Genomic DNA, 20,477 nt, shown 5'->3' on the forward strand with positions numbered 1-20,477 from the left:
CCTCCCTCTGGATTCCGGCTTGCGCCGGAATGACGGATAATGAAAGAGGGTCCATACGAGCAGTTTGTGCAGCCATTGCTGTAGAGACCACGCCATGCACCAGATTTACAATCAGCCATGAATTTCTTTGCTTCACGTCGGGAACGCCGCCTCTGGCTGTGGGTGCTTGTCGTCATGGCGGCGATTTACGCCACGCTGGGGCTCGCACAAACGCTGGCGCAGGCATTGGAAGAGCGGGGCCTGCTGGATATCTCCATCGGACTCTTCCTCCTCTGCATGTTCCTGGTGGGTGTGACCATCCTCACGCAGGGTCTGCGAGTGCGGCCGGGCGGAGCGGAAGTCGCCGTAGTCATCGGCGTCGTAACCGCCTATTTGCTGGTGTTCACCCGCATGACGGTGCCGACCGAGCGCTCGCACCTCATCGAGTACGGCGTCGTCGGCGTGCTTGTCTATGAGGCCCTCACCGAGCGCAGCAACCAAGGCCGCCGCGTGCCGCTGCCCCCCGTGCTCGCTATCCTGATTACGGCAGCCCTGGGCGTGCTTGACGAGGGCATCCAATGGCTGCTGCCCAACCGGGTGTTCGATCCGGTAGACATCCTATTCAATCTGCTCGCCGGTACCATGGCCGTAGCCGCCAGCGCGGCGTTGTCGTGGGCGCGGCGGTGGACGCGCTTGCAGAGGTTGGGGCTGAAGTAAGCTAGCCCAGGTGGTGGACAGCGCCAGGCTTCATACTGAACTGCTTGCGCCGAATGGGGTACAATTCCCCCTGGAGACTTCTTGGAATATCAGCTATCGGCGATTGACATTTCGTATCCCACTTATTTCGCCACACCGCCGATGCGCTCTCACCCCCGTATCGAGTACGGGGCAGGCTCTAACCCTCTCCCCCAGGAAAGGGGACAATCTCGGAGCATAGGTACGTGGCAGATTCATCTGGCCACCGTACAAGCCAGAAACGCATTAACGTCGATCAGGTACAAGCGGGAGAACATCGCATGAGCACCGACACCGGACTCTTGGCACATTGGAAATTCAACGGCGATTGCCGGGACTCCTCCGGCAACGGCAACCACGGCATAAACCGGGGCGCGGATCTCGCCGCCGTGGGACGCGACAGCAGTGCCTACGGCGCCGCGCGCTTCGACGGCCGTGCCGCGCATGTGGAAGTACCTGCCGGCGACATGCCGGCCCTCGCTGAGGGTGACTTCACGCTCTCCGCCTGGGTGGAGCTGCCGCCCGACGGCGCGAACCTACACGGCGACATCCTCAGCAAGTACGATCCCGTCACCCGCTCCGGCCTGAACTTCGGCACCTTAAACTTTGCTGGAGTTACAGCCGCCCAGGCCCACCACTGCAACCTGCATTTCGGCATCGACGACGGCGCGCAGGAGCCAACGTGGGTGGACTGCGGCCGCCCGGGCAACAACCTGCGCGTCTACTCCCTGGCCGTCTACAACGGCGACCTCTACACCGGCACCTTCGAATGGGGTGCCGACGAGGCCGGGCACATGTACCGGTACGCGGGCGGGCAGACGTGGGAAGACTGCGGCAGTCCCGATCAAAGCAATACCGTGGCATCGCTGGCGGTGTTTCGAGGTGAGCTCTATGCCGGTACGTCCTGCTATAGGGCTGGCGGCTCCGCGCTGGAGGATTCGCCGAATAAGCATCCCGGCGGAGCTATCTACCGCTACATGGGAGACGCATCGTGGGAGTACTGCGGGCGCTTGGCAGGGGCAGAGTCAATTGCCGGCATGGCCGTCTACAACGGCGAGCTCTACGCTATTCCGCTGTACAGCCAAGGCGTCTTTCGCTATTTGGGCGGACAAGACTGGGAATACTGCGGTACGCCCGGCCGCCGCATGATGGCGATCACCGTCTTCAAGGGACACCTCTACGGCGCGGGCAACGAGGGCGGCGGCGTCTTTCGCTACGACGGCGGCACCGATTGGACGCCCTGCGGCTTCCAGGAAGGGGTGACCCAGGTGTATTCCTTTGCCGCCTACCGGGGTGAACTCTACGTGGGCACGTGGCCGAATGGCACCGTCTTTCGCTGGGACGGTCAGGAAACGTGGGAGGATGTGGGCCGCCTGGAAGACGAGAAGGAAGTAATGGCCATGGCGGTGTACAACGGCAAGCTCTACGCGGGCACGCTGCCCCTGGCGAATGTCTACCGCTACGAGGGCGGCGCCACGTGGACGAATACGGGCCAACTGGATACTACGCCGGACGTGAAGTACCGGCGCGTGTGGTCCATGGCGATCTTCCAAGGGAAGCTCTTTGGCGGCACGCTGCCGTCGGGACGGGTCTACTCAATGGAGGCCGGGGCCAACGTAACGTACGACCGCGCCCTGGCTCCCGGTTGGCGGCATCTCACCGCCGTCCGGGCAGGCAATCAGCTTCGGCTCTACGTGGACGGCGTGGCGGTGTCTACTTCCGACGCCACGGCGCACGTTCCCGGCTCCATAGCGAACGACCAACCGTTGCGTATCGGCTTCGGTCAGCACGACCACTTCAACGGCAGCCTGGCCGACGTGCGCGTGTACGGGCGTGCCTTGAGCGCTGCGGAGATAGCCGCGCTCCAGGAAACCACGTAGCAGCCCGCTCAGAATCCGTGCGATCGAGGTGCCGGGCCGCAGGGCGATGTTGTCGCGACGCAGTTGAGTCCGGTCCGGTTCCGTACCAGGCTGTAGCAGTTTGGGCCGCGCGGGCAAGCCAAGCTTTGCCGGCGGTCATATCTCAGACGGAGTCTTCTTCCTCTTCCCCCACATCTGAGAAGTTGGCGATGGCCACCTCGCCTTCGGGAAACTCGGCGATGATCTTCAGCTTTCCCCCCACGGCCTCGATGTAGGAACGGAGGCTGGACACGTACACATCGGCTCGTTGCTCCAATTTGGAGACGGCGGGCTGATTTACCTTCAGCGTCTCGGCGAGTTCTCGCTGGGTCAGCGCACGAGCCCGGCGCAACTCGCGCAAGGGCATTTCCGCGAGCAACTCCCGCTTAATCTCGTCGATGCGCCGACGGCGTTCCGGTGTGAAGTCCCCGGTCAGTTCGCTGAACGGATGGCGTCCACTCATTCTATCAGCCCCTCCCTTCGCAGTTCTTCCAGATACTCGTCGTAGAGGTCGTCAGCCACGGGCACGTACTTCTCGTAGAACCGGTCGTTGCCCGTCTTGTCCCCGCCAATAAGCAGAATGGACGTTCGTCTCGGGTCGAAGGCGTAGAAGACCCGGATGGCCCTCCCTCCGCTCTGCGCGCGAAGCTCTCGCATGACTCCGTGGCGCGAACCTCTGATGTCCGAGGAGAAGGGGTACGGCAGACTGGGGCCATGCTCCGCCAGCAACTCGACTCTGGCGGCTACCGCGTCCTGCTGGCCCTCTGAGAGACCTTGCCATCACTGCCCGAACTCGTCCGTATACTCGACATCCCAACGCATGGATGCAGTATATTCCAAATAAGGAATATACTGCAAGACACGCTCGGACTCTTCAACGGGGGAAGTCGCATGCTCGGAGTCGTGATACTCTATTGGCCGCAGTTCAGTCCGCTCCCGGCTCTGTAAGAGGCTGCAACCGCTTTGACCACGTGAGATACTCACGCCTTGCCGGCGGCCATATCTCAGATGGATTGGGCCTGGAATCGCCTGGCTCGGGGTCGCACATACCCTTGACATCACGTCTTTGCGCACGCTACAATTCTTTCAAGCTGTCTAGGAATTGCGGTCTTTGCTGTAGTTTCCTGGAAGGGATGGCAGCGGACGGCAAACCACTGGTGTCCCGTCATCTCGTTTAGCAATGGTACGAGTTCGGAATAGCGCCTATCAGGCAGGAGGTTTCGGGTCTGATGAATAGTCGTACTGAATTCCACATGACACGGCGTCGCATGCTCGCGGGCACGGGCGCCGCGGCGGGTGCGGTGCTCTTTGCCGCGTGCGCCCAAGGCGGCATGGCCCCCACCATGGGGGACGCGCCGGCGTCCGACGAGATGGAAGAAGCCGTGGAGATGCCGGCCATTGGGATGCGGCCCACGAACTTCTGGGCCATCGACATGGGCGGCAGTAACTGGGTCCAGGGCATCGGCGAGCAGATCGTCGCCGAGTACCACGAGGCCAACCCTGATGAGCAGGTCAACGTCATCGTCACGACCTATGGCGACACCATCAACAAGCTGCCCACGGTGGTCGCCGGCGGCATCTCGCCCGACATCTCGTATATCGACGCCTACTTGCCGAAAGACTTCGGCGTACGCGGCATTGCCGCAGACATCACGAATTATGTCAAGGCATCGACCGTCATCGACCCAGAAGACTATTACCCCCGCGTCGTCTTCGACTCGACCTATCGCGGCCACTGGTTCGGGCTGCCCTGGGCGCCCACGGTCTTTACCTATTTCTACAACAAAGACGTCTTCGTGGAAGTGGGTCTGGATCCGGACAGCGGACCGGCGAATTGGGACGAGCTCGACTCGGCCATCCAGCAAACGCTCAAGAAAGAGGGCGACAACATCGAGCGCCTCGGCTTCTGGTACGGCAACAGCTCCCTGGTGTGGTGGCTGGTACCGTTCTGGCAGCAGGGCGGCCGCTTGCTCAGCGACGATGAGCTGACGTCCACCATCGACAACGAGACGATGGAGACCGCCTTCAACTTGACGCTGCGGTTCTTCGACTTGCAGGGCGGCCTGGACGCCATGAACGCCTTCAGGGGCGACGAGCGGCATCAACACCTCTTCTCCACCGGCCGTTGCGCCATGTGGACCGACGTGATGAACATCACGCGGTTCGCGCAGTATGAGGAGGCCTTTGCCACGATCAACGTCGGCGTGGACACGTACCCGGTGGCGGAGGGCGGCTCGCCCGCGGCCTATCGCGGCGGCGGCGCGCACCTCATGCCGGAAGGCTCCAACAACCCGGACGGCGCGTTCAAATTCCTCGAGTGGCTCTTCCTGGAGCCGAACGACCGCCGCTTCAACGACGTGCGCGACAGTTTGCCGGCCCGCCGCTCGGTGGCCCAAAGCCCCGAATTCACCCAGGGCGACCCGCTGCGCATCCAGGGCGCCCGCGAGATGGACGGCGCCCAGTGGGTGGTCAGCGCCCCCGGCGGACGCAGGATCATCGGCATCCACGTGGGCATGGCCAATTCCATCTGGAACCGCGAAAAGACGGTGCCGGAAGCGCTGGCCGACGGCAATGCACAGGTGCAGCAGGCGCTGGACGAAGCGCTGGAGAACTCAGTCGTCGATTTCTAGCCGGATTGAGTCCTACACACGCACTTTGCGCGATTCGCACGCGTGGGAAGTCCCACGCGTGCGTTTTCTTATGGTAGACAGTCCTCTCTCTACGCTTGGCCCGCTCGCCCCAGCACCAGAAGCAAGCCCTTCCCTTGGCACACCGTCCTCTTGCGTCCACTGGCGGTTCGGCTTCGCAAGTTTTTCAGACCTTAACATTTGCTAACTGGGGGCAATTCGCTATCCTTAGTAAAGGAGATACAGTGAACATTCTCTGTAGAGGATACTACTACCCTTCATGAGCACCGCTGCGTCCGCGCTTGCCCCTGTCGAAAGCCTGCGCGAAGAGGTTGTTGCGCAGCTCTGGCAGGCGTGCCCTTGGGGTGCCAAACTCCTGCGCACCACGGCCGGGGAAGAGATTCAGGTCGTGTATCCTGGGCGGCGCAACCTGGGCCCCGGACCGGACTTTCTCGATGCCATCATCGCGCTCGATGGGCGTAGGCTGCGCCACGGCCACGTGGAGGTGCATACGGCCACGTCCGCTTGGCGCGCCCACGGCCATACAGCCGATCCGGCCTACCACAACGTCATTCTCCACGTGGTGTGGGCAGACGACGGCCCGCTTGCGGGCGGTCCGCTGCGCACGCTGGCGTTAGCCCCACACTACCCCGCCGGTTTGCCGGAAACGTACGCGGCGCACCGCCTTCCTGATTTCCAGCCCTGTGCAGATCTCCATACCAAGGCCGATGCCATGACCGTCGGCATGTTGTTCGCGACGCTGGGCGAACGGCGCATGCGCAAGAAAGCAGTGCAAATGCTAGCCGCAATCGAAAGCCACGGCGCGGAGCAGACGCTCTACGCGGGCCTGTTGGATGCACTGGGCTACAGCCAGAATCGGGAGCCCTTCGGTCTCCTCAGTGAGGCCCTGCCGTGGCCGGTGGTGGCAGCAAGCTTTGGCGGAAAGGCCGCCACGGCACTGCACGGCGAAGCGCTCTTCCTCGGCGCAGCGGGGCTGCTGCCCTCCCAACGCAACGCTGCCCCGCACACGGGCACGGCGTGCCGTGCCTCTACCAAGCACGATCGGGCATATGTACGGGAACTTGAAACGCTGTGGGAGCAGTTTCACTTAGAACCGGCAGTGTCCACCGCGGCCTGGGTGCGCGGCGGCGTGCGCCCCGCAAACGCACCTACGCGGCGCGTAGCAGCGGCGGGTCACCTCTGCGCCCGGCTGGCGGAGGCGGGACCGGTGCAATTCTGCCAAGCGCTCCGTGAGGAAGTGGATCAGCCGCAGCTATTCCGACAGTTGGTCAATGCATTCAGGCTTCCGGCGTCTTGCTCACGCTATTGGGCCGTTCATTGTGACTTTGGGGTCCCTTTGCGCGGCGCGGCGCAGAGCCTCGTTGGCGCGGAACGGGCCCGCGAAATCCTAATCAACGTGTTGCTGCCGTTCATGTTCGCGCTTGGCGAGCACACCGGCGACTCTGACGTAGCCGATTGGGCCGTCGCCAGTTTGCGTCACGCGCCGGCCGGTGGCATGAACCGACTCATTCGGAGCATGCGTGACGACGTTTATGGTTTGCCGCCGAAATACGTATCCATGACCGCAGCGCGTCAGCAGGGCCTATTGCACATCTACCACGCCTGGTGCCGGGAGAAGCGCTGCGACGCGTGTGCGGTGGGTCAGATGCTCGGTGAGAACCCAAAGCAACCGTGAGGCGTATGCTTGATCCGGTATCTTCCCGCCACCCCTGCGCGCGAACTACCCTGTCTTCTCATCCAGGCAGGAATGCCGCATGCCAGGAACTGGATTCCGGCTTGCGCCGGATTGTAAGTGTCAGGTAATTCGTTGACAGATTTGAGAACAAAAGCAGCTGAACGCAGTACTCTACATGAACAGTACACATGTCATTCCGAACGGAGCGCAGCGAAGAGTCGCTAAGAGCGCGGAATCTAAGATGTTGAGCCTATTGGGTGACACGTTGCATGGGCCCTAGATTCCGCGAACAGGGTTCGACGCTCCGCTCGGAATGACATGATCTGTCAACACTGCCAATTTGGGAGAGAATTCTGTCAACGAATTACTCAACACTTACAGGGAATGACGGTCCTTGCATACCGTGTGTTGCTTCTCCGACGCGCTCGTCCCATTGGATGCAGCATGGCGTCGCCCCGGTCTATGCGTCCAGGTAAACGGTCTTGCCGCTTGCCGACGCCTCGTAGATCCCCTGCACGATAGCTACGGCCCGCTTGCCGTCCTCGCCGGTGACGCTTGGCGCGCGCGCTTCCAGGATGCTCGCCACAAACTCGCCGTCCTCGCGTATGAACTGGCTGCGGTCGCGAGGGAACGTCAGCGTCTCCCACTCCTCGTCATCCGCTCCCGCTACCTTAAGGTGCCGCCAGGTCGCGATCTCCATGGCACCGTTGGCGCCCGTCACCTCGGCGCGGCAGCGGCCCATCGTGGGCGTCGCAATCAACGAGATTTCCATGGTCGCCGTGGCACCGTTCGCGAATTCGAGATGCGCCACGCCGTGGTCCTCGCCTTCGGTGCGCGCGCCGTAATGGCCCACGCGGGCGGTGATCGCCGTCACCTCCGACCCGATCCACCAGCGCAGCCGGTCGGCGCTGTGCACGCCGTTATCCATGAAGACACCGCCGCCGGCCAGTGCGGGCACGCCGCGCCAGGCCAAGTCCTTATGGCGGGTCGCGCCGATGATGGAGTCGTGAATGTGGAGCACGTCCCCAATCGCCCCCGCGCGCAGCAGCTCCAAGGCCCGCAGGTGCTCATAGATAAAGCGGTGCGTATGGCCCACCATGAGGTTGACGTTGGCTTCCCGGCAGGCCGCAATGATGGCATCGCACTCGGCAACGGTCACGCCCAGCGGCTTTTCGGAGAGCACGTGCTTGCCCGCCTGCGCCGCGGCGATCGCGGCTGGGCCGTGCAACGCGTGGGGCAGGCAGATAATGACCGCATCTACCGCCGGACTATCCAGCACGGCGCGGTAGTCGGTCTCCGCTTGCGGGACGTCATACGCAGCCGCGAATTCGCGCACAGCTTCTGCTCTGACATCCGCCGCCGCCACGATCCGCGCTTGGGGAACGGCGGCCAGCCCGCGCGCGTGCGACTGCGCAATGCCGCCGGTACCCGCAAAGCCGACATTCACCACATCCATGTAGACAACTCCTTCATTCTTGGTCCGCAGCCCGCACCCGAACCAGTGCCGGGGTGCGAACGATGCGGAATGTGTGCACGCAGGGCATGCATATGTAGCCCGTCACTTCCTTCGTACGCTCTCGTCTCATTCTATACGTGCTCCCTGTACGCCTGCACTGCATGGTATACTGAATCCGTCTTACTGGCGTGATTTTCCTCGCGCCGCTCGAGCCACTAGGAAAGCCGCATGGTCGAGAGCCTCCGCACAGACGGGGGCAAGCCTTGGAACCTGACCCGGATCATGCCAGCGATCTGGTAAACGCCAGCGGAGGGAAGCTGCAGCACACGAAGACGCCGCTGCAAATCGCTTTCCTTTCTATGCAGCAGTTTTTCGTGTTGAGTGGGGCGAGGGTGGAAGCGCGTGACAGGCACACTCCTTCGCTTCAGTTACAGCATGTGAAAAAGGAACGGAAATGACAGACGCGCTTGAAATAGCGGGGAAGCAATTCACGTCGCGGCTGATGATCGGCACCGGCAAATACCGCACGCCCGCGGAGATGGTGCAAGCCATCGAGGCATCCGGAGCCGAGATTATTACCGTGGCGATACGACGCCTCGATCTCAGCAATCCCTCGGAGAAGACGATTCTCGATCACATCGATTGGGACCGCTACACGATCTTGCCGAACACGGCCGGCGCCCGCACCGCGGACGAAGCGATTGTGACCTCTAAGTTGGCGCGGGAACTCACGGGATCGGACTGGGTCAAGCTGGAAGTACAGCCGGACCCGGCTTCGCTCTTGCCGGACCCGGTGGATACGCTGCTTGCCGCCGAGGCGCTCGTCAAGGACGGCTTCGTGGTACTGCCCTACATTCACGCCGATCCGATTCTGGCGCGGCGCTTGGAGGACGTGGGTTGCGCCACCGTGATGCCCCTCGGCTCGCCGATCGGTTCCGGCCAAGGCATCTTTACGCGGGAAGAGATCGAATTGATCGTCGAGCAGGCCAACGTGCCCGTGGTCGTGGACGCCGGGCTCGCCGTGCCGTCCGAAGCCTCCCAGTCGCTGGAGATCGGGGCGGACGCTGTGCTCATCAACACGGCAATCGCCCGCGCTGCAGACCCGGTGCTCATGGCGGAAGGCTTCCGTCTCGGCGTCGAGGCCGGACGCAAAGCCTACCTTGCCGGACGCATCGCGCAGCAGAAGTTCGCCACCCCCAGCAGTCCGGTAGCGGGAGTCGTCCACGCCTAGCCAGGCCGGTCTCACGCCGCATGAAACCCCAACTGCCATACCCCTGCCTCACGCTCATAACGCGCCTCAGCGCGCCGCAGGGCGTTGCGCCGCCGGATTCGGGTCCCGCACGGCGACCCGGCTACCCTATGCTTACACGGAATCCGCTTGCAAGCACGCTCATCCAGCGAGTCCGGGAAGGCGTGGAGGGCGGTGTACACGTGGTGCAAGTGCGGGAGAAAGAGTCATTCGCCAAGGACCTGTACACCCTTGCACAGCAATTGCGGCACATAACCGCGGACCGCGCGCTCTTGCTCATCAACGACCGCATCGACGTTGCCCTTGCCGTCGGCGCGGATGGAGTCCACTTGCCTGAGGACGGCCTGCCCGTGCAGGCGGCGCGCCGCTTGCTGGGCGAGGACAAACTGATCGGCTGTTCCGTGCATAACGTCGCCAGCGCCCTGCAATGTGCACAGGCCGGCGCGGACTTCGTGCACGTCGGCACACTGTATGCGACGGACTCCAAGCCGGGACGCATACCGGCCGGGCCGCAGTTGGTGCGTGACGTGGCGGCGGCAGTCGACATTCCCGTTATCGGGGTGGGAGGCATTTCGGCGCAGAACGCGCCTACCGTTATGGCAGCCGGCGCTCACGGCGTGGCCGTAATCAGCGCCCTGCTCGACGCTCCCGATACATCCGAGGCGGCATACGAGCTAACCAGCGCCCTTGCGGGGCGGGCACAGGTGCAACCGCAATGACGGCAGATGAGCGAATCCCCCATACTGAAGCAGAACAACCGCAGTCGGTGCGCATCCGCATCAGGGTGAACGGGGAAGACCGGCGGTTGGCTGCACGTACGGCACTGGCTGCCTTTCTCGCGGCGCAAGACGTGCCGGCGCAATTCGTCGCCGTGGCCGTGAACAATGAGGTAGTCCGACGCGCCGACCACCCCCGCGTCATACTCCAAGATGGCGACGTCGTGGAGATCGTCCGCATGGTCGGCGGAGGCTGCGGCCGGCAGGACAAGACGGGTTCTGCCCCGGCTACCGCGCACATTGATCCCGGCCGGCGTGCGCACAATGAAGACCCATATCCATGCCGGCAGAAAGCGCAGGGACAATGTCCATGACGACTGAGGTCGCCATCGTCGGCGGCGGCATCATTGGCTGCGCGCTCGCGTACGCCTTGGCCAAAGACGGTGTGCAGGTAGCCGTCTTCGAGCAAGAGCGCGTCGGCGGCCAAGCGCGCATCGCCGCGGCCGGCATCCTGGGGGCCGGTGTAGAAGGGGACGCCAAGAGCCCGCAATCCAATCTGGCCGCGCAATCGGCCAAACTCTACCCCGCCTTTGCAGCCGAGCTTGAGGCCGTCACCGGGCTGGACGCTACCTACACGCGTTCCGGCGCGCTCACCATCGTATTTGGCAAGACACAAGCCATGTTTCTCGAACACCAGGCCGGCGTGCTTGCCGCAGCGGGGCAGCGCGTTGCCTGGCTTGAGCCCGTCACCCTGCAAGCGACTGAGCCGTTGCTCTCCACTAAAGCGCGGGGCGCGCTCTTCTTCCAAGACGATGCTCACGTCTACGCGCCGCAACTCATGCACGTGCTCACACTGGCGGCTGTAGCCCTGGGTGTGACACTACACGAGTACACGCCGGTGCATAGCTTCCTCACCGCCGGTGAGCGCGTCACCGGATTGCAAACGGCTGCGGGTCCCGTGCACGCCGATCACGTCGTCATCGCCGCCGGAGCGTGGAGCCGGTCCCTCGGCGACCATTTGGGCATCAGCCTGCCGCTCAAGCCGACCCGCGGCCAGGTGATGGTGCTGGAGACGTACGACCGCCCGCTGCGGCGCGTGGTCTTTGGCGCCGGCGGCTACCTGGCGCCGAAGCAAGACGGACGCATCGTCGTCGGCGCCACCGAAGAAGACGCGGGTTTCGAGCGCGAGAACACCGCCGGCGGCGTGGCGTTTCTGGTCAAGCTATTGCAGAGGCTCGCCCCTAACCTCGTCGACGCGCGCGTGCACCACTTTGGGGTTGGACTGCGGCCCACGCCGGCCGACAGCTTGCCGCTGCTGGGACCGGTCACAAACCGGCCGGGCCTCTGGGTCGCCGCCGGCCACCACCGCAACGGCATCCTGCTCGCACCCATTACCGCGCAACTCATGCGCAACGCCATACTGGATGGCGACCTGGCGCCGCTGGAACCGTATGCTCCCGAGCGCTTTGCCACCCCGTGAGCAGTCGCAGTGCCGTGTGAACGCCGGGCATTCTGTTGTGAGCGCCATGTTCGGATGGGAATCGAAAGGTAGACGTATGTCAGAACAGCACCCAGACGCGCCGCCGGCATCCAACGACACGCTGACGCTTGAACCGCAGACCGCGTTTAGCGGCCCAATGCTATCGTTCGACTTTCCCGGCCTGGCGATTGGCGTCGCCGAGTACGATGCCGGCCCAACCGGCTGCACGGTATTCCAATTCGGCCATAGCGCCGTCGCCGCCGTAGACATTCGCGGCGGGGCGCACGCGACACTGTACACCGAAGCGCTGCAAAACGGTGAAGGCAAGCTGGATGCCATTTGCCTGGCCGGCGGCTCGTTCTACGGCCTGGAAGCCGCGACGGGCGTGGCGGCAGAATTGCTGGCCCAACGAGATTACTCGCCCCATTGGGGCAACATCGCCCTCGTATCCGGCGCGATCATCTATGACTTCGGGCCACGCGACAATGCCATATACCCGGACAAAGCCCTGGGGCGCGCGGCGCTCAAGGCGGCGCGACCGGGAGAATTTCCCCTGGGCCCGCGGGGCGCGGGACGCTCGGCGACGGTGGGCAAGTGGCTGCAAAAGCCCTATCGCAGCGAGGCCGCAGGTCAGGGCGGCGCGTTTCGTGAAGTCGCTGGCGTGAAAGTGGCCGTCTTCACGGTGGTGAACGCCGTGGGCGCTATTGTCGACCGCCAGGGGCATGTGGTGCGGGGCTCGTTGCATCCGGAGACAGGTGAACGCCCGCGCGTGGCTGACGCCGGCTTGCCAACGCCACCCGCGCCCGGTAACACGACCCTCACCGTGGTAGTCACAAACCAAATCCTCGGAGGCTGGTCGTTGCGGCAGCTTGCCCGCCACGTCCACTCGTCCATGGCGCGGGCCATCGAGCCGCTGCACACCATCTCCGACGGCGACGTGCTCTATGCTGTGACCACCAACGAGATAGCGCAACACGACGGATTGAACGAATACGTGCTTGGCGTGCTTGCCTCCGAGACCGCCTGGGACGCGGTGCTCGCGTCGTTTGAAAGCGATAGCGAGGGAATTCTTGGTGAGAACCTCTAGTCTAATTGGCTGGAGCTTGCAATCGGTGTCATTCCTGTAAGTGTCAGGTAATTCGTTGAAAGAGTTGGTAGAAGAAACATAGGAGCAGAACTCTGTGCTCGCCTACAGACTTGTCATTCCGAACGGAGCGTAGCGGAGTGAGGAATCTAGAGTGCTGAGGCCGTGAAAGTGTGTTGAGCAGGGACCCTAGATTCCTCGCTCCGCTCGGAATGACATGATCTGTCAACACTGCCAATTGGAGAGAGGATTCTGTCAACGAATTACTCAACACTTACAGGGAATGACGAGAGAGACAGGCAAGGATCGCAGGCTCTAATCTTGCGCTACCGTCCCGTCACTCCGGCTTTCGCTGGAGTCCAGGGGGTAGGCAGGGCCGACGACGTGCCGTACAGGAACACCTCCCGACGGGAAGGGATGTTGACGAAGAGTAGATGGATTCCCGCTTTCGCGGGAATGACGGAAGCTGGATTCGCTTGCTCTAGCCTCGCAGTCTAGCTAATTCCCGGCGCTTCTCCGGAAGCGAGAACGGATTGGTGCAGAGACAAGAATGCTTCGCGGTAGTTTACATGCGAGCGCCAATTGAGTACCACACCGACGATCGGCACCTATCAGGAGAAGTCGCTGCACGCGGCGCTTAAGGACTGGTACGCCGCGCCCGGTGACCAAGCCGAACAGCCCGTCGACGGCTACGTGATTGACCTGATTCGCGGCGACGAACTCATCGAGATCCAGACGCGGAATTTCTCCGCCATCAAGCGTAAACTTGCCGCGTTGCTGCCCCAGCACGCGGTGCGTCTCGTGCATCCCATTCCGGCGCAAAAGTGGATCGTACGCCTCGACGGCGACGGCGCAACCGTGCTCAGCCGCCGCCGTTCGCCCAAGCGCGGCACGGTGCTCGATGTCTTCGATGAACTTGTGAGCATCCCGCACCTCGTCACCCGCCCGCAGTTTTCGTTGGAGGTGCTGCTGGTAGAGGTCGAGGAGACCCGCCAACAGGACGGCCGCGGCAGTTGGCGGCGGCGCGGTTGGAGCATTCACGACCAAGTGCTTGTCGGCATTACATCGCAGCACCGCTTCCACGGCCCGGCTGACTTTGCCGGCCTCCTGCCCGCCACGCTGCCGGAGCCGTTTACCAGCAGCCGGCTTGCCGCCAGACTCGGCGTACGCCACGGCCAGGGACAGAAGATCGCCTACTGCCTGCGCCATATGGGGGCCATCGAAATTGTCGGCAAGCAGGGAAACGCCTACCAATACCGGCGCGCGGTAGTGCCGATACCGAATCCGTCCGCATGACCGCCGCGCCATCATGGTCGAAAATTGCGGCCCGCGAATGACAGACTGCGGCTTCACGCAAGCACAGCGCGGTGCTCATTCAGTGACCAATTAAGCGAGCAGGAGGGCCGGTTCGTCGTCCAGCCCTCCTGCTTTTCACTTACGATTCTTGGCGGCTCATTCCCTAGTCCAGCGGGAACGTCACCGGCGCGGGTGAGATCTTACCGGCTTTTTGGATGCCGACGGCGATCTCCAGCGCGTGACGCGCCTCGTCGCCTGTGATAGCCGGCGGGCGGTTCTCGTGAATCGCCTGTACCATGTCCTCTACCTGCACCTGGTGGCCGTTCCAACCTTTGACCGTGGGGTCGGCGGCAGCGGTCATGCGCGCGGAGTAGCCGGACTTCATCTCCTGCTCTTCCTCTTCCTCCCGGTCGCCCTGAATGCGCCAGGTGACGACACCGGCGTTCGTCAGGCAAATGGTGCCCTTCTCGCCGAAGAAGTGGAAGTTATGATCGAGCCCCGGATAGGCCGACGTGGTGAAGACCATGTTGCCGAACGAGCCGTTGGCAAAGCGGGCATTCACTACGGCCAGGTCTTCCGTTTCGATATCGTGGGTGAAGGTGCCGAGCTGAGCGGTCAGCGACTCCACCGGTCCCATGATCCACTGGAGGAGATCGATGCTGTGGATGCCCTGGTTCATGGACGCGCCGCCGCCGTCGAACTTGTAGGTGCCGCGCCAACTGACCGGGCCGCCGCCGGAAAAGTACTCCGCCGTGCGCAGCCAGTAGAGCTGCACGTCGGCGTAGAAGACGCGTCCCAACCGACCGGCAGCGATGGTCTCTTTCACCTTGGCGTAGAGCGGGTGCAAGCGCGACTGGAAGATCGCCGCCAATTTCACGCCGTTTTCATGGCACGCCGCCATCAGCGCGTCAGCCTTCTCCAGGGTGACGTCCAAGGGCTTCTCGCAAATGACGTGCTTGCCGGCTTTTGCGGCTTGGATGCCCAACTCGGCGTGGGTGCCGGTGGGGGTGCAAATGTTTACGACCTGCACGGCATCGTCGGCCAGCAGCTCAGCCACAGAGCCGTAGGCCGTGACGTTATGTTCATTCGCTAGTCCCACCGCAAACTGCGGCTCCATGTCGGCGATGCCGATCAACTCCGCCCCGGCGGCGTCTTTAATGGCCTGCGTGTGGGAGCGGGCAATGCCCCCGGCGCCGATCACGCCAAACCCAATCGCTTGCTGAGTCGCCATGTTGCACATCTCTCCTTCTGTACACTCACTTCAGCGTCCGGCCCGCCCTTGCCACGCGGGGCGGGACATGCTTACTCACATCCTGTTACTCTTCAATTCCCGCTGAACTGCCAGCGGTGCTTCGACCCTTCGCCCTGTGTCCATCCGTTTGCCCTACTTCAATCCGCTCGCCCTGAGCCTGTCGAAGGGTCGCAGAATCGCAGGGCAAGTTCATGCGGGCAACTTTCACTTTACGGCCGACCCTAAGCTACTTCATAGTGCTGCAGGTCTACTATCAGCGTATCGTCGCGGTGCGGGCCCACGCCCACCATGCAGATGGGCGCACCCGTTAGTTCACTAATGCGTTCCAAGTACGCCTGGGCATTGGGTGGCAGGTCATGCCACGCGCGGGCGCTGGTTGTTGGCTGCTGCCAGCCGGGAAGTTCCTCATAGATAGGCCGGGCACGTGCCATCAGGCGTGTGTCCGGTACCGTCTCATAGCGCGTGCCGTCCACGTCGTAGGCGACGCAAATCTTGAGCGTGGGCATTTGATCGAGCACGTCGATCTTGGTGACGGCAATCGACGAAAAGCCGCAGAGTTCGGCGGCGTAGCGCACGGCGACGGCATCGAACCAGCCGCAGCGGCGGGGCCGGCCCGTGGTAGCGCCGTACTCCTCACCGATTTCCCGCAGAGTCTCGCCCATTTCGCCGTCAAGATCGGTCGGCACCGGGCCTTCGCCCACCGCCGTGGTGTAGGCTTTGACCACCCCAATGATGTTGCCGATCCGATGCGGCGGCACTCCGGCGCCGGTGGCGCTGCCGCCGGCTATGGGAGACGATGACGTTACATAGGGGTATATCCCCCAATCGATGTCGCGCAATGCGCCAAGCTGGCCTTCCAGGAGGATCGTCCTATCCTCTCGCAACGCCTGCTGCACCAAGGGATGCGTATTCTTGATGTACGGGCCGAGTTGCTTGCCCCAGGCGAGGGCCTGCTCCAGCACGTCGGCGTAGGCGAGCGGCTCGTGGTCGTAAATGCGCGTGAGAAGGCTATTCTTCGCCTCCAAGACGTGGCGCAAGTATTCGCGCAAGTGTGCCGCGTCGGTCAGGTCGCCCATGCGCAGCCCGATACGTGCCGCCTTGTCGGTATAGCAGGGGCCGATGCCGCGCTTGGTCGTGCCCTGCGCGTTCTTGCCGCGCGCTTCTTCCTCAAGGCCGTCGAAGAGCACATGATAGGGCATCACCACCTGCGCCCGCTCCGATATGTGCACGTGGCTGGGAATTGTATCCAGCCCCGCGTCATTCAGCATCTTCATTTCCGCTAGGAATGACTGCGGATTGATTGCCATGCCTGTGCCGAGCACATTGTGCACATGCGGGTAGAATACTCCGCATGGAAAGAGATGCAACGCAAACTTGCCATGGCTGTTTACAACCGTATGACCTGCATTATCCCCACCCTGGTATCGAACTACCATGTGGGCCTGCGAGGCCAGGAAATCCACCACGTGCCCCTTGCCCTCATCACCCCATTGGGCTCCAACCACGGCTGTAACTGGCATGGATGCCTCCCTCAACACAAGCTAAACCAAGCCGTTCGTTTAGCAGAAAGACCGAACCCCGGCATCACCGGCGTGATGCGCCATTCCTTATGGTACCCTATGCCCGCGTGCCGGACAAACCACCCGTCTTGACAGGGAGACTCGCCATGTAGCGCGGGCAAAGACTAACGTCCGCGCCTATTTCTCCCGCTTTCCGCGACATCGCCGGCAGCGGCTGTGGCGCCAACGAGCAACAATACCGCAATCAGCAGGAACGCGCCGAGCGCCATCACGGGGATGGAAACGAACCCAAACTCGCGCAACCACATAACGTTGCAGGGCGCATCCGCGCTGCAGCTTGTCGACTGTTGCAAGCTGGGCACACGCTGCAAAAGCGCATGATAGAAGGCAAGACCCGCGCCGATGCCTGCCAACGGCAGCGCATACCAGCGCACGTCGCGATCGTCGCGGATCGCGCCGATGCCAAGGACCACTACCAACGGGTACATAGCGATGCGTTGCAGCCAACAGAGCGTGCAGGGCGGATAGTGAGCAATCTCAGAGAGGTAGAGACTGCCCAGGGTTGCGACAAGCGCCGCCACCCATGCCAGACCAAGCGCAGAGTCCCGGCCGTGCGCCCAGACGCGTCCCAGCGGGGTCGTGCGTGCGGGAACTGCGGCTGACACTACACGCTGCCACACTCCTGCGACTATGATTACGGGTATCGCCCCGAATGCGATCAGGGTGAGCGTTGCAAGGGCTTGAGGCACGGACCACATAGGGTATGTCACTCCCCAATTCTTCTGAATAGCACCGAATTAGCAACCGTACACCGCTGTCTGCGGCGCTAAATCCATTGGAAACCCAGACTCGCGCGCGCTGTCAGGTCGCCGCAGTGGCTCGCTGCTCGACGGCATTGTACGTCAAGCGGCCTACCGGCGGCAGTGGATCACCGATCAGCGGCCGGGCATACGCGTGGAATGCTTCAGTCGGCATATTACCGTCCCTGTTCATGTAGGCCCGCGGCATGAGATTCTCGGCGTTGGCCACTGCTCCCAATGGCGCCGTACCGGTCGTGGACTGGTAGGGGTCGTCGCCGGTTCGTTCCAAAGTAATCATGACGCCGCCGGCGCCGCCCACGGCTTCCCGCACGGCCGCTTGCCCGACCATATAGGCCTCCTCACGGTCTACTGTGGAGGCAGTGACCATTGACGACCGCTGCAAAGTGCCTGGACGGTTCGCCCGCGCTTTGATACCCAACCGTTCGCGCACCTGCCGTGCCAGGTAGTTGCCACATCCGGCGACTATGATATGACCGAAGGAATCAGAGTTCACGGTAGCCTCCGAAAGTCCGACAATGTCGCCATCCGCCGTAGTGAGCATCTCGGCAACCGCCACCGTGCAAAAGCCGAATTTGACGAAAGTCCGGGAAACATCATCCAGAAAGCGGTCTTCGCTGAACGGTATCTCCGGTACATACACCAGGTGCGGCGGGTCGATGGGGCTCTCTTTGCCCAAGCAACTTGCGGCAGTGAGCCAACCGGCATGACGGCCCATGCTTTCGTAAATTGCAACTCTGTCGTATCCCGCCATTGCTTCCACGTCTCGGCCCATGTCGCGCACCGACAAGGCGCAGAAACGGGCGGCGCTGCCGTAGCCGGGGCAGTGATCGGTGTACATGAGGTCGTTGTCTATGGTCTTCGGGACGCCAATCACGCGCAATTCATAGCCCTCACGCTCCGCCAGATCGGCGATGCGCTGGCTGGTGTCCATGGAGTCGTTGCCGCCGTTATAGAGAAAATACCTGATGTTCTGGGCGCGAAAGACCTCAAGGATGCGCACGTAGTCGTCCGGCCGCAACTTGCGGCGGCAGGACCCCAAGGCGGCCGCCGGCGTGCGCTTGATGCGCTCCAGCAATTCATCACTTGCCCCCCCTAAGTCCATCAAGTCTTCCTTGAGCAAGCCTTCTACACCATGCCGCAAGCCGTAGACGTTTTCTATTGCGGAATGTTTGCTCGCCTCGTGCAATACGCCCACGAGCGATGCATTGATAACCGCGGTAGGCCCACCTGATTGGCCGACCGCCAAATTGCCGCGCAGAGTGTCAGGCATAAGAGGTTTCCGCTCCTCTCGCTCTCAGGAAAGTGCGTATTGTGTCAGTAAGTCTATGCCCTGGTCTTGGTAGCGGGGAAGTCTTCCCAACGCTTCGTCCGGGCCAATGCCGTTATGAATGATCTCGCTTATTACCGTGCCAACTGCCAATGGGTCGTCCTGACCCGGATAGAGCACGTTGCGTCCTACCATGGCCCCGCGTACATTGGGCCCGCCGCCCATGCCGCGGGCGAATTCACGTATAGTCGGTTCGGGATTGTCGTGGGACGCCCCGCCCAACATCAGGAGCGGCATGGTCGTGGCTCGTACCACCCGCTCATAGCCCTCGCACACGGGAATCTTCAACCAGGTGCGGGCGGTATTGCCACCCAGGCCGGAGAGCACACCGATCTGCTTGAGCAGTTCGATGGGGTCCTTGACCGGTTGGTAGCCGTTCTCGGTGCGTTTGACCGGCAGTGGTTCCAAGAAACTCGGCAGGCCCATCGCGCTGAGTTCGCTGACCGCCTCCGCAATGTACATGAGCGTCTTGCCGGAACCCGGCTCATTGGGATCAAGTCGCCACAGCACCTTGGCGCCGTCCAGGTTCGCCTCGGCTATACCGTCAGCCGTATAGGCGGTCATGTCGTCGTCCATTTCGAACGTCGTCCCGGCCAGGCCGGAGCGGTTCATGGAACCCAACAAGACCTTGCCGTCCAAGAAGCCCGGGCCGCCGCCTTGCTTGACCAGATGGTTGACGATGAAGACGTCGTCCAGAACGTCGGGTGTTGCCATCAGGCCATCGATGAGACCCCCCACCAGCGCCCGCAGCACACGACCCAGGTAGGCGTGCCGGTTCGTCATGCCCAGCGGGTCGGAGGGCGTGGCGGTAGACATGCGGGCCGGATGGTCCGCCGCCAAGATAACGAGCTTGCCGTCGGGGGCGAGGTGCGAACGCCGCTTGCGCGAGCGCTGTTCCAGCGCCACGATCTCCGGCTTATCCACCCTCACGTCGGTTATGCGCCAGAAGACGTCTTCGGGAAAGAACCGATCGAGATCAAATGCGTAAGCGCCCGCAGTTTCTGCCATCTATGCGTCTCCCGGTGTAGTCACGCGCGTCATAGTTTGTGTGCCAACAACCAATTATAGCTTACATCTTTGTACTTTACTTGCACGGCGTAATTGGTAGACTTAGCCTTGAAGCATTCGCCTGCCAGGAATCATGTCATTCCTGTAAGTGTTGAGTAATTCGTTGACTGAATCCGCTTTCCATTCTGAGGAGTTGACAGTGCATGTCATTCCGAGCGGAGCGTCGAACAGGGTTCGCGGAATCTAGGGTCCCTGCTCAACGCACTTTCACGGCCTCAGCACTCTAGATTCCGCGCTAAGAGCGACACTCCGCTACGCTCCGTTCGGAATGAC

17 protein-coding genes and 1 pseudogene are annotated in these 20,477 nt (G+C 62.5%); 10 read left to right on the plus strand and 8 right to left on the minus strand.

Going from position 1 to position 20,477, the window contains the following annotated elements; all coding sequences use genetic code 11:
* The first annotated feature begins 117 nt into the window (after positions 1–117).
* On the plus strand, positions 118–696 hold the full coding sequence (locus tag OXE05_06055; GenBank protein MCY4436882.1) for a VanZ family protein: 579 nt from the start codon (positions 118–120) through the stop codon (positions 694–696).
* A gap of 224 nt (positions 697–920) precedes the next feature.
* Positions 921–2,594 carry a LamG domain-containing protein gene (locus OXE05_06060; protein ID MCY4436883.1) on the plus strand — a complete coding sequence of 558 codons (1,674 nt, stop codon included), beginning with the start codon at positions 921–923 and terminating at the stop codon, positions 2,592–2,594.
* A 142-nt stretch (positions 2,595–2,736) separates the two neighbouring features.
* Here the strand turns inward: OXE05_06060 and OXE05_06065 are convergent, their stop codons facing one another.
* Positions 2,737–3,075: an XRE family transcriptional regulator gene (locus OXE05_06065; protein ID MCY4436884.1), complete on the minus strand. Its 339-nt coding sequence runs from the start codon at positions 3,073–3,075 to the stop codon at positions 2,737–2,739.
* Positions 3,072–3,434, minus strand: a pseudogene (locus tag OXE05_06070) (type II toxin-antitoxin system RelE/ParE family toxin). Before OXE05_06070 ends, OXE05_06065 begins: the two are co-directional and overlap by 4 nt.
* Positions 3,435–3,841: 407 nt before the next feature.
* Here OXE05_06070 and OXE05_06075 point away from each other — a divergent pair.
* Both OXE05_06075 and OXE05_06080 read left to right on the plus strand, forming a co-directional pair.
* Positions 3,842–5,242, plus strand: coding sequence for an extracellular solute-binding protein (locus tag OXE05_06075; protein ID MCY4436885.1), 1,401 nt, complete (start codon positions 3,842–3,844; stop codon positions 5,240–5,242).
* A gap of 277 nt (positions 5,243–5,519) precedes the next feature.
* Positions 5,520–6,935: a DUF2851 family protein gene (locus tag OXE05_06080; protein MCY4436886.1), complete on the plus strand. Its 1,416-nt coding sequence runs from the start codon at positions 5,520–5,522 to the stop codon at positions 6,933–6,935.
* A 460-nt stretch (positions 6,936–7,395) separates the two neighbouring features.
* Here OXE05_06080 and OXE05_06085 read toward each other — a convergent pair whose 3' ends face one another.
* Entirely contained in the window at positions 7,396–8,391 is a 996-nt protein-coding gene (locus OXE05_06085) for a Gfo/Idh/MocA family oxidoreductase (protein ID MCY4436887.1), read from the minus strand.
* Positions 8,392–8,845: 454 nt separating this feature from the next.
* Between OXE05_06085 and OXE05_06090 the strand changes: the two genes are divergently transcribed.
* From OXE05_06090 to OXE05_06115, 6 genes are all read left to right on the plus strand, one after another.
* Positions 8,846–9,622, plus strand: coding sequence for a thiazole synthase (locus tag OXE05_06090; GenBank protein ID MCY4436888.1), 777 nt, complete (start codon positions 8,846–8,848; stop codon positions 9,620–9,622).
* A 20-nt stretch (positions 9,623–9,642) separates the two neighbouring features.
* The gene (gene thiE, locus OXE05_06095; GenBank protein ID MCY4436889.1) at positions 9,643–10,359 is read left to right on the plus strand and encodes a thiamine phosphate synthase; all 717 of its coding nucleotides are present in this window, start codon (positions 9,643–9,645) and stop codon (positions 10,357–10,359) included.
* Entirely contained in the window at positions 10,356–10,730 is a 375-nt protein-coding gene (gene thiS / locus OXE05_06100) for a sulfur carrier protein ThiS (protein ID MCY4436890.1), read from the plus strand. Before thiE ends, thiS begins: the two co-directional genes overlap by 4 nt.
* Complete coding sequence (thiO, locus tag OXE05_06105; protein MCY4436891.1) at positions 10,727–11,836, plus strand: glycine oxidase ThiO; 1,110 nt, start codon at positions 10,727–10,729, stop codon at positions 11,834–11,836. Before thiS ends, thiO begins: the two co-directional genes overlap by 4 nt.
* Before the next feature lie 76 nt (positions 11,837–11,912).
* Complete coding sequence (locus OXE05_06110) at positions 11,913–12,923, plus strand: P1 family peptidase (GenBank protein MCY4436892.1); 1,011 nt, start codon at positions 11,913–11,915, stop codon at positions 12,921–12,923.
* Between the two features lie 579 nt (positions 12,924–13,502).
* Positions 13,503–14,216 (plus strand): hypothetical protein, encoded by a 714-nt coding sequence (locus OXE05_06115; GenBank protein MCY4436893.1) that lies wholly within the window; start codon positions 13,503–13,505, stop codon positions 14,214–14,216.
* A gap of 163 nt (positions 14,217–14,379) precedes the next feature.
* On the opposite strand, the gene OXE05_06120 is transcribed toward OXE05_06115, so the two are convergent.
* The 5 genes from OXE05_06120 to OXE05_06140 form a co-directional block, all read right to left on the minus strand.
* Positions 14,380–15,447 carry a Gfo/Idh/MocA family oxidoreductase gene (locus OXE05_06120; protein MCY4436894.1) on the minus strand — a complete coding sequence of 356 codons (1,068 nt, stop codon included), beginning with the start codon at positions 15,445–15,447 and terminating at the stop codon, positions 14,380–14,382.
* Positions 15,448–15,689: 242 nt separating this feature from the next.
* Positions 15,690–16,988, minus strand: coding sequence for an adenylosuccinate synthase (locus tag OXE05_06125; GenBank protein ID MCY4436895.1), 1,299 nt, complete (start codon positions 16,986–16,988; stop codon positions 15,690–15,692).
* Between the two features lie 164 nt (positions 16,989–17,152).
* Positions 17,153–17,620, minus strand: coding sequence for a disulfide oxidoreductase (locus tag OXE05_06130; GenBank protein ID MCY4436896.1), 468 nt, complete (start codon positions 17,618–17,620; stop codon positions 17,153–17,155).
* A 229-nt stretch (positions 17,621–17,849) separates the two neighbouring features.
* On the minus strand, positions 17,850–19,079 hold the full coding sequence (locus OXE05_06135) for a 6-phosphofructokinase (GenBank protein ID MCY4436897.1): 1,230 nt from the start codon (positions 19,077–19,079) through the stop codon (positions 17,850–17,852).
* 24 nt (positions 19,080–19,103) lie between these two features.
* The gene (locus tag OXE05_06140; GenBank protein ID MCY4436898.1) at positions 19,104–20,144 is read right to left on the minus strand and encodes a hypothetical protein; all 1,041 of its coding nucleotides are present in this window, start codon (positions 20,142–20,144) and stop codon (positions 19,104–19,106) included.
* Positions 20,145–20,477 lie beyond the last annotated feature (333 nt).

Source organism: Chloroflexota bacterium, from assembly GCA_026710945.1.
Taxonomy (GTDB): Bacteria; Chloroflexota; UBA11872; order VXOZ01; family VXOZ01; genus VXOZ01.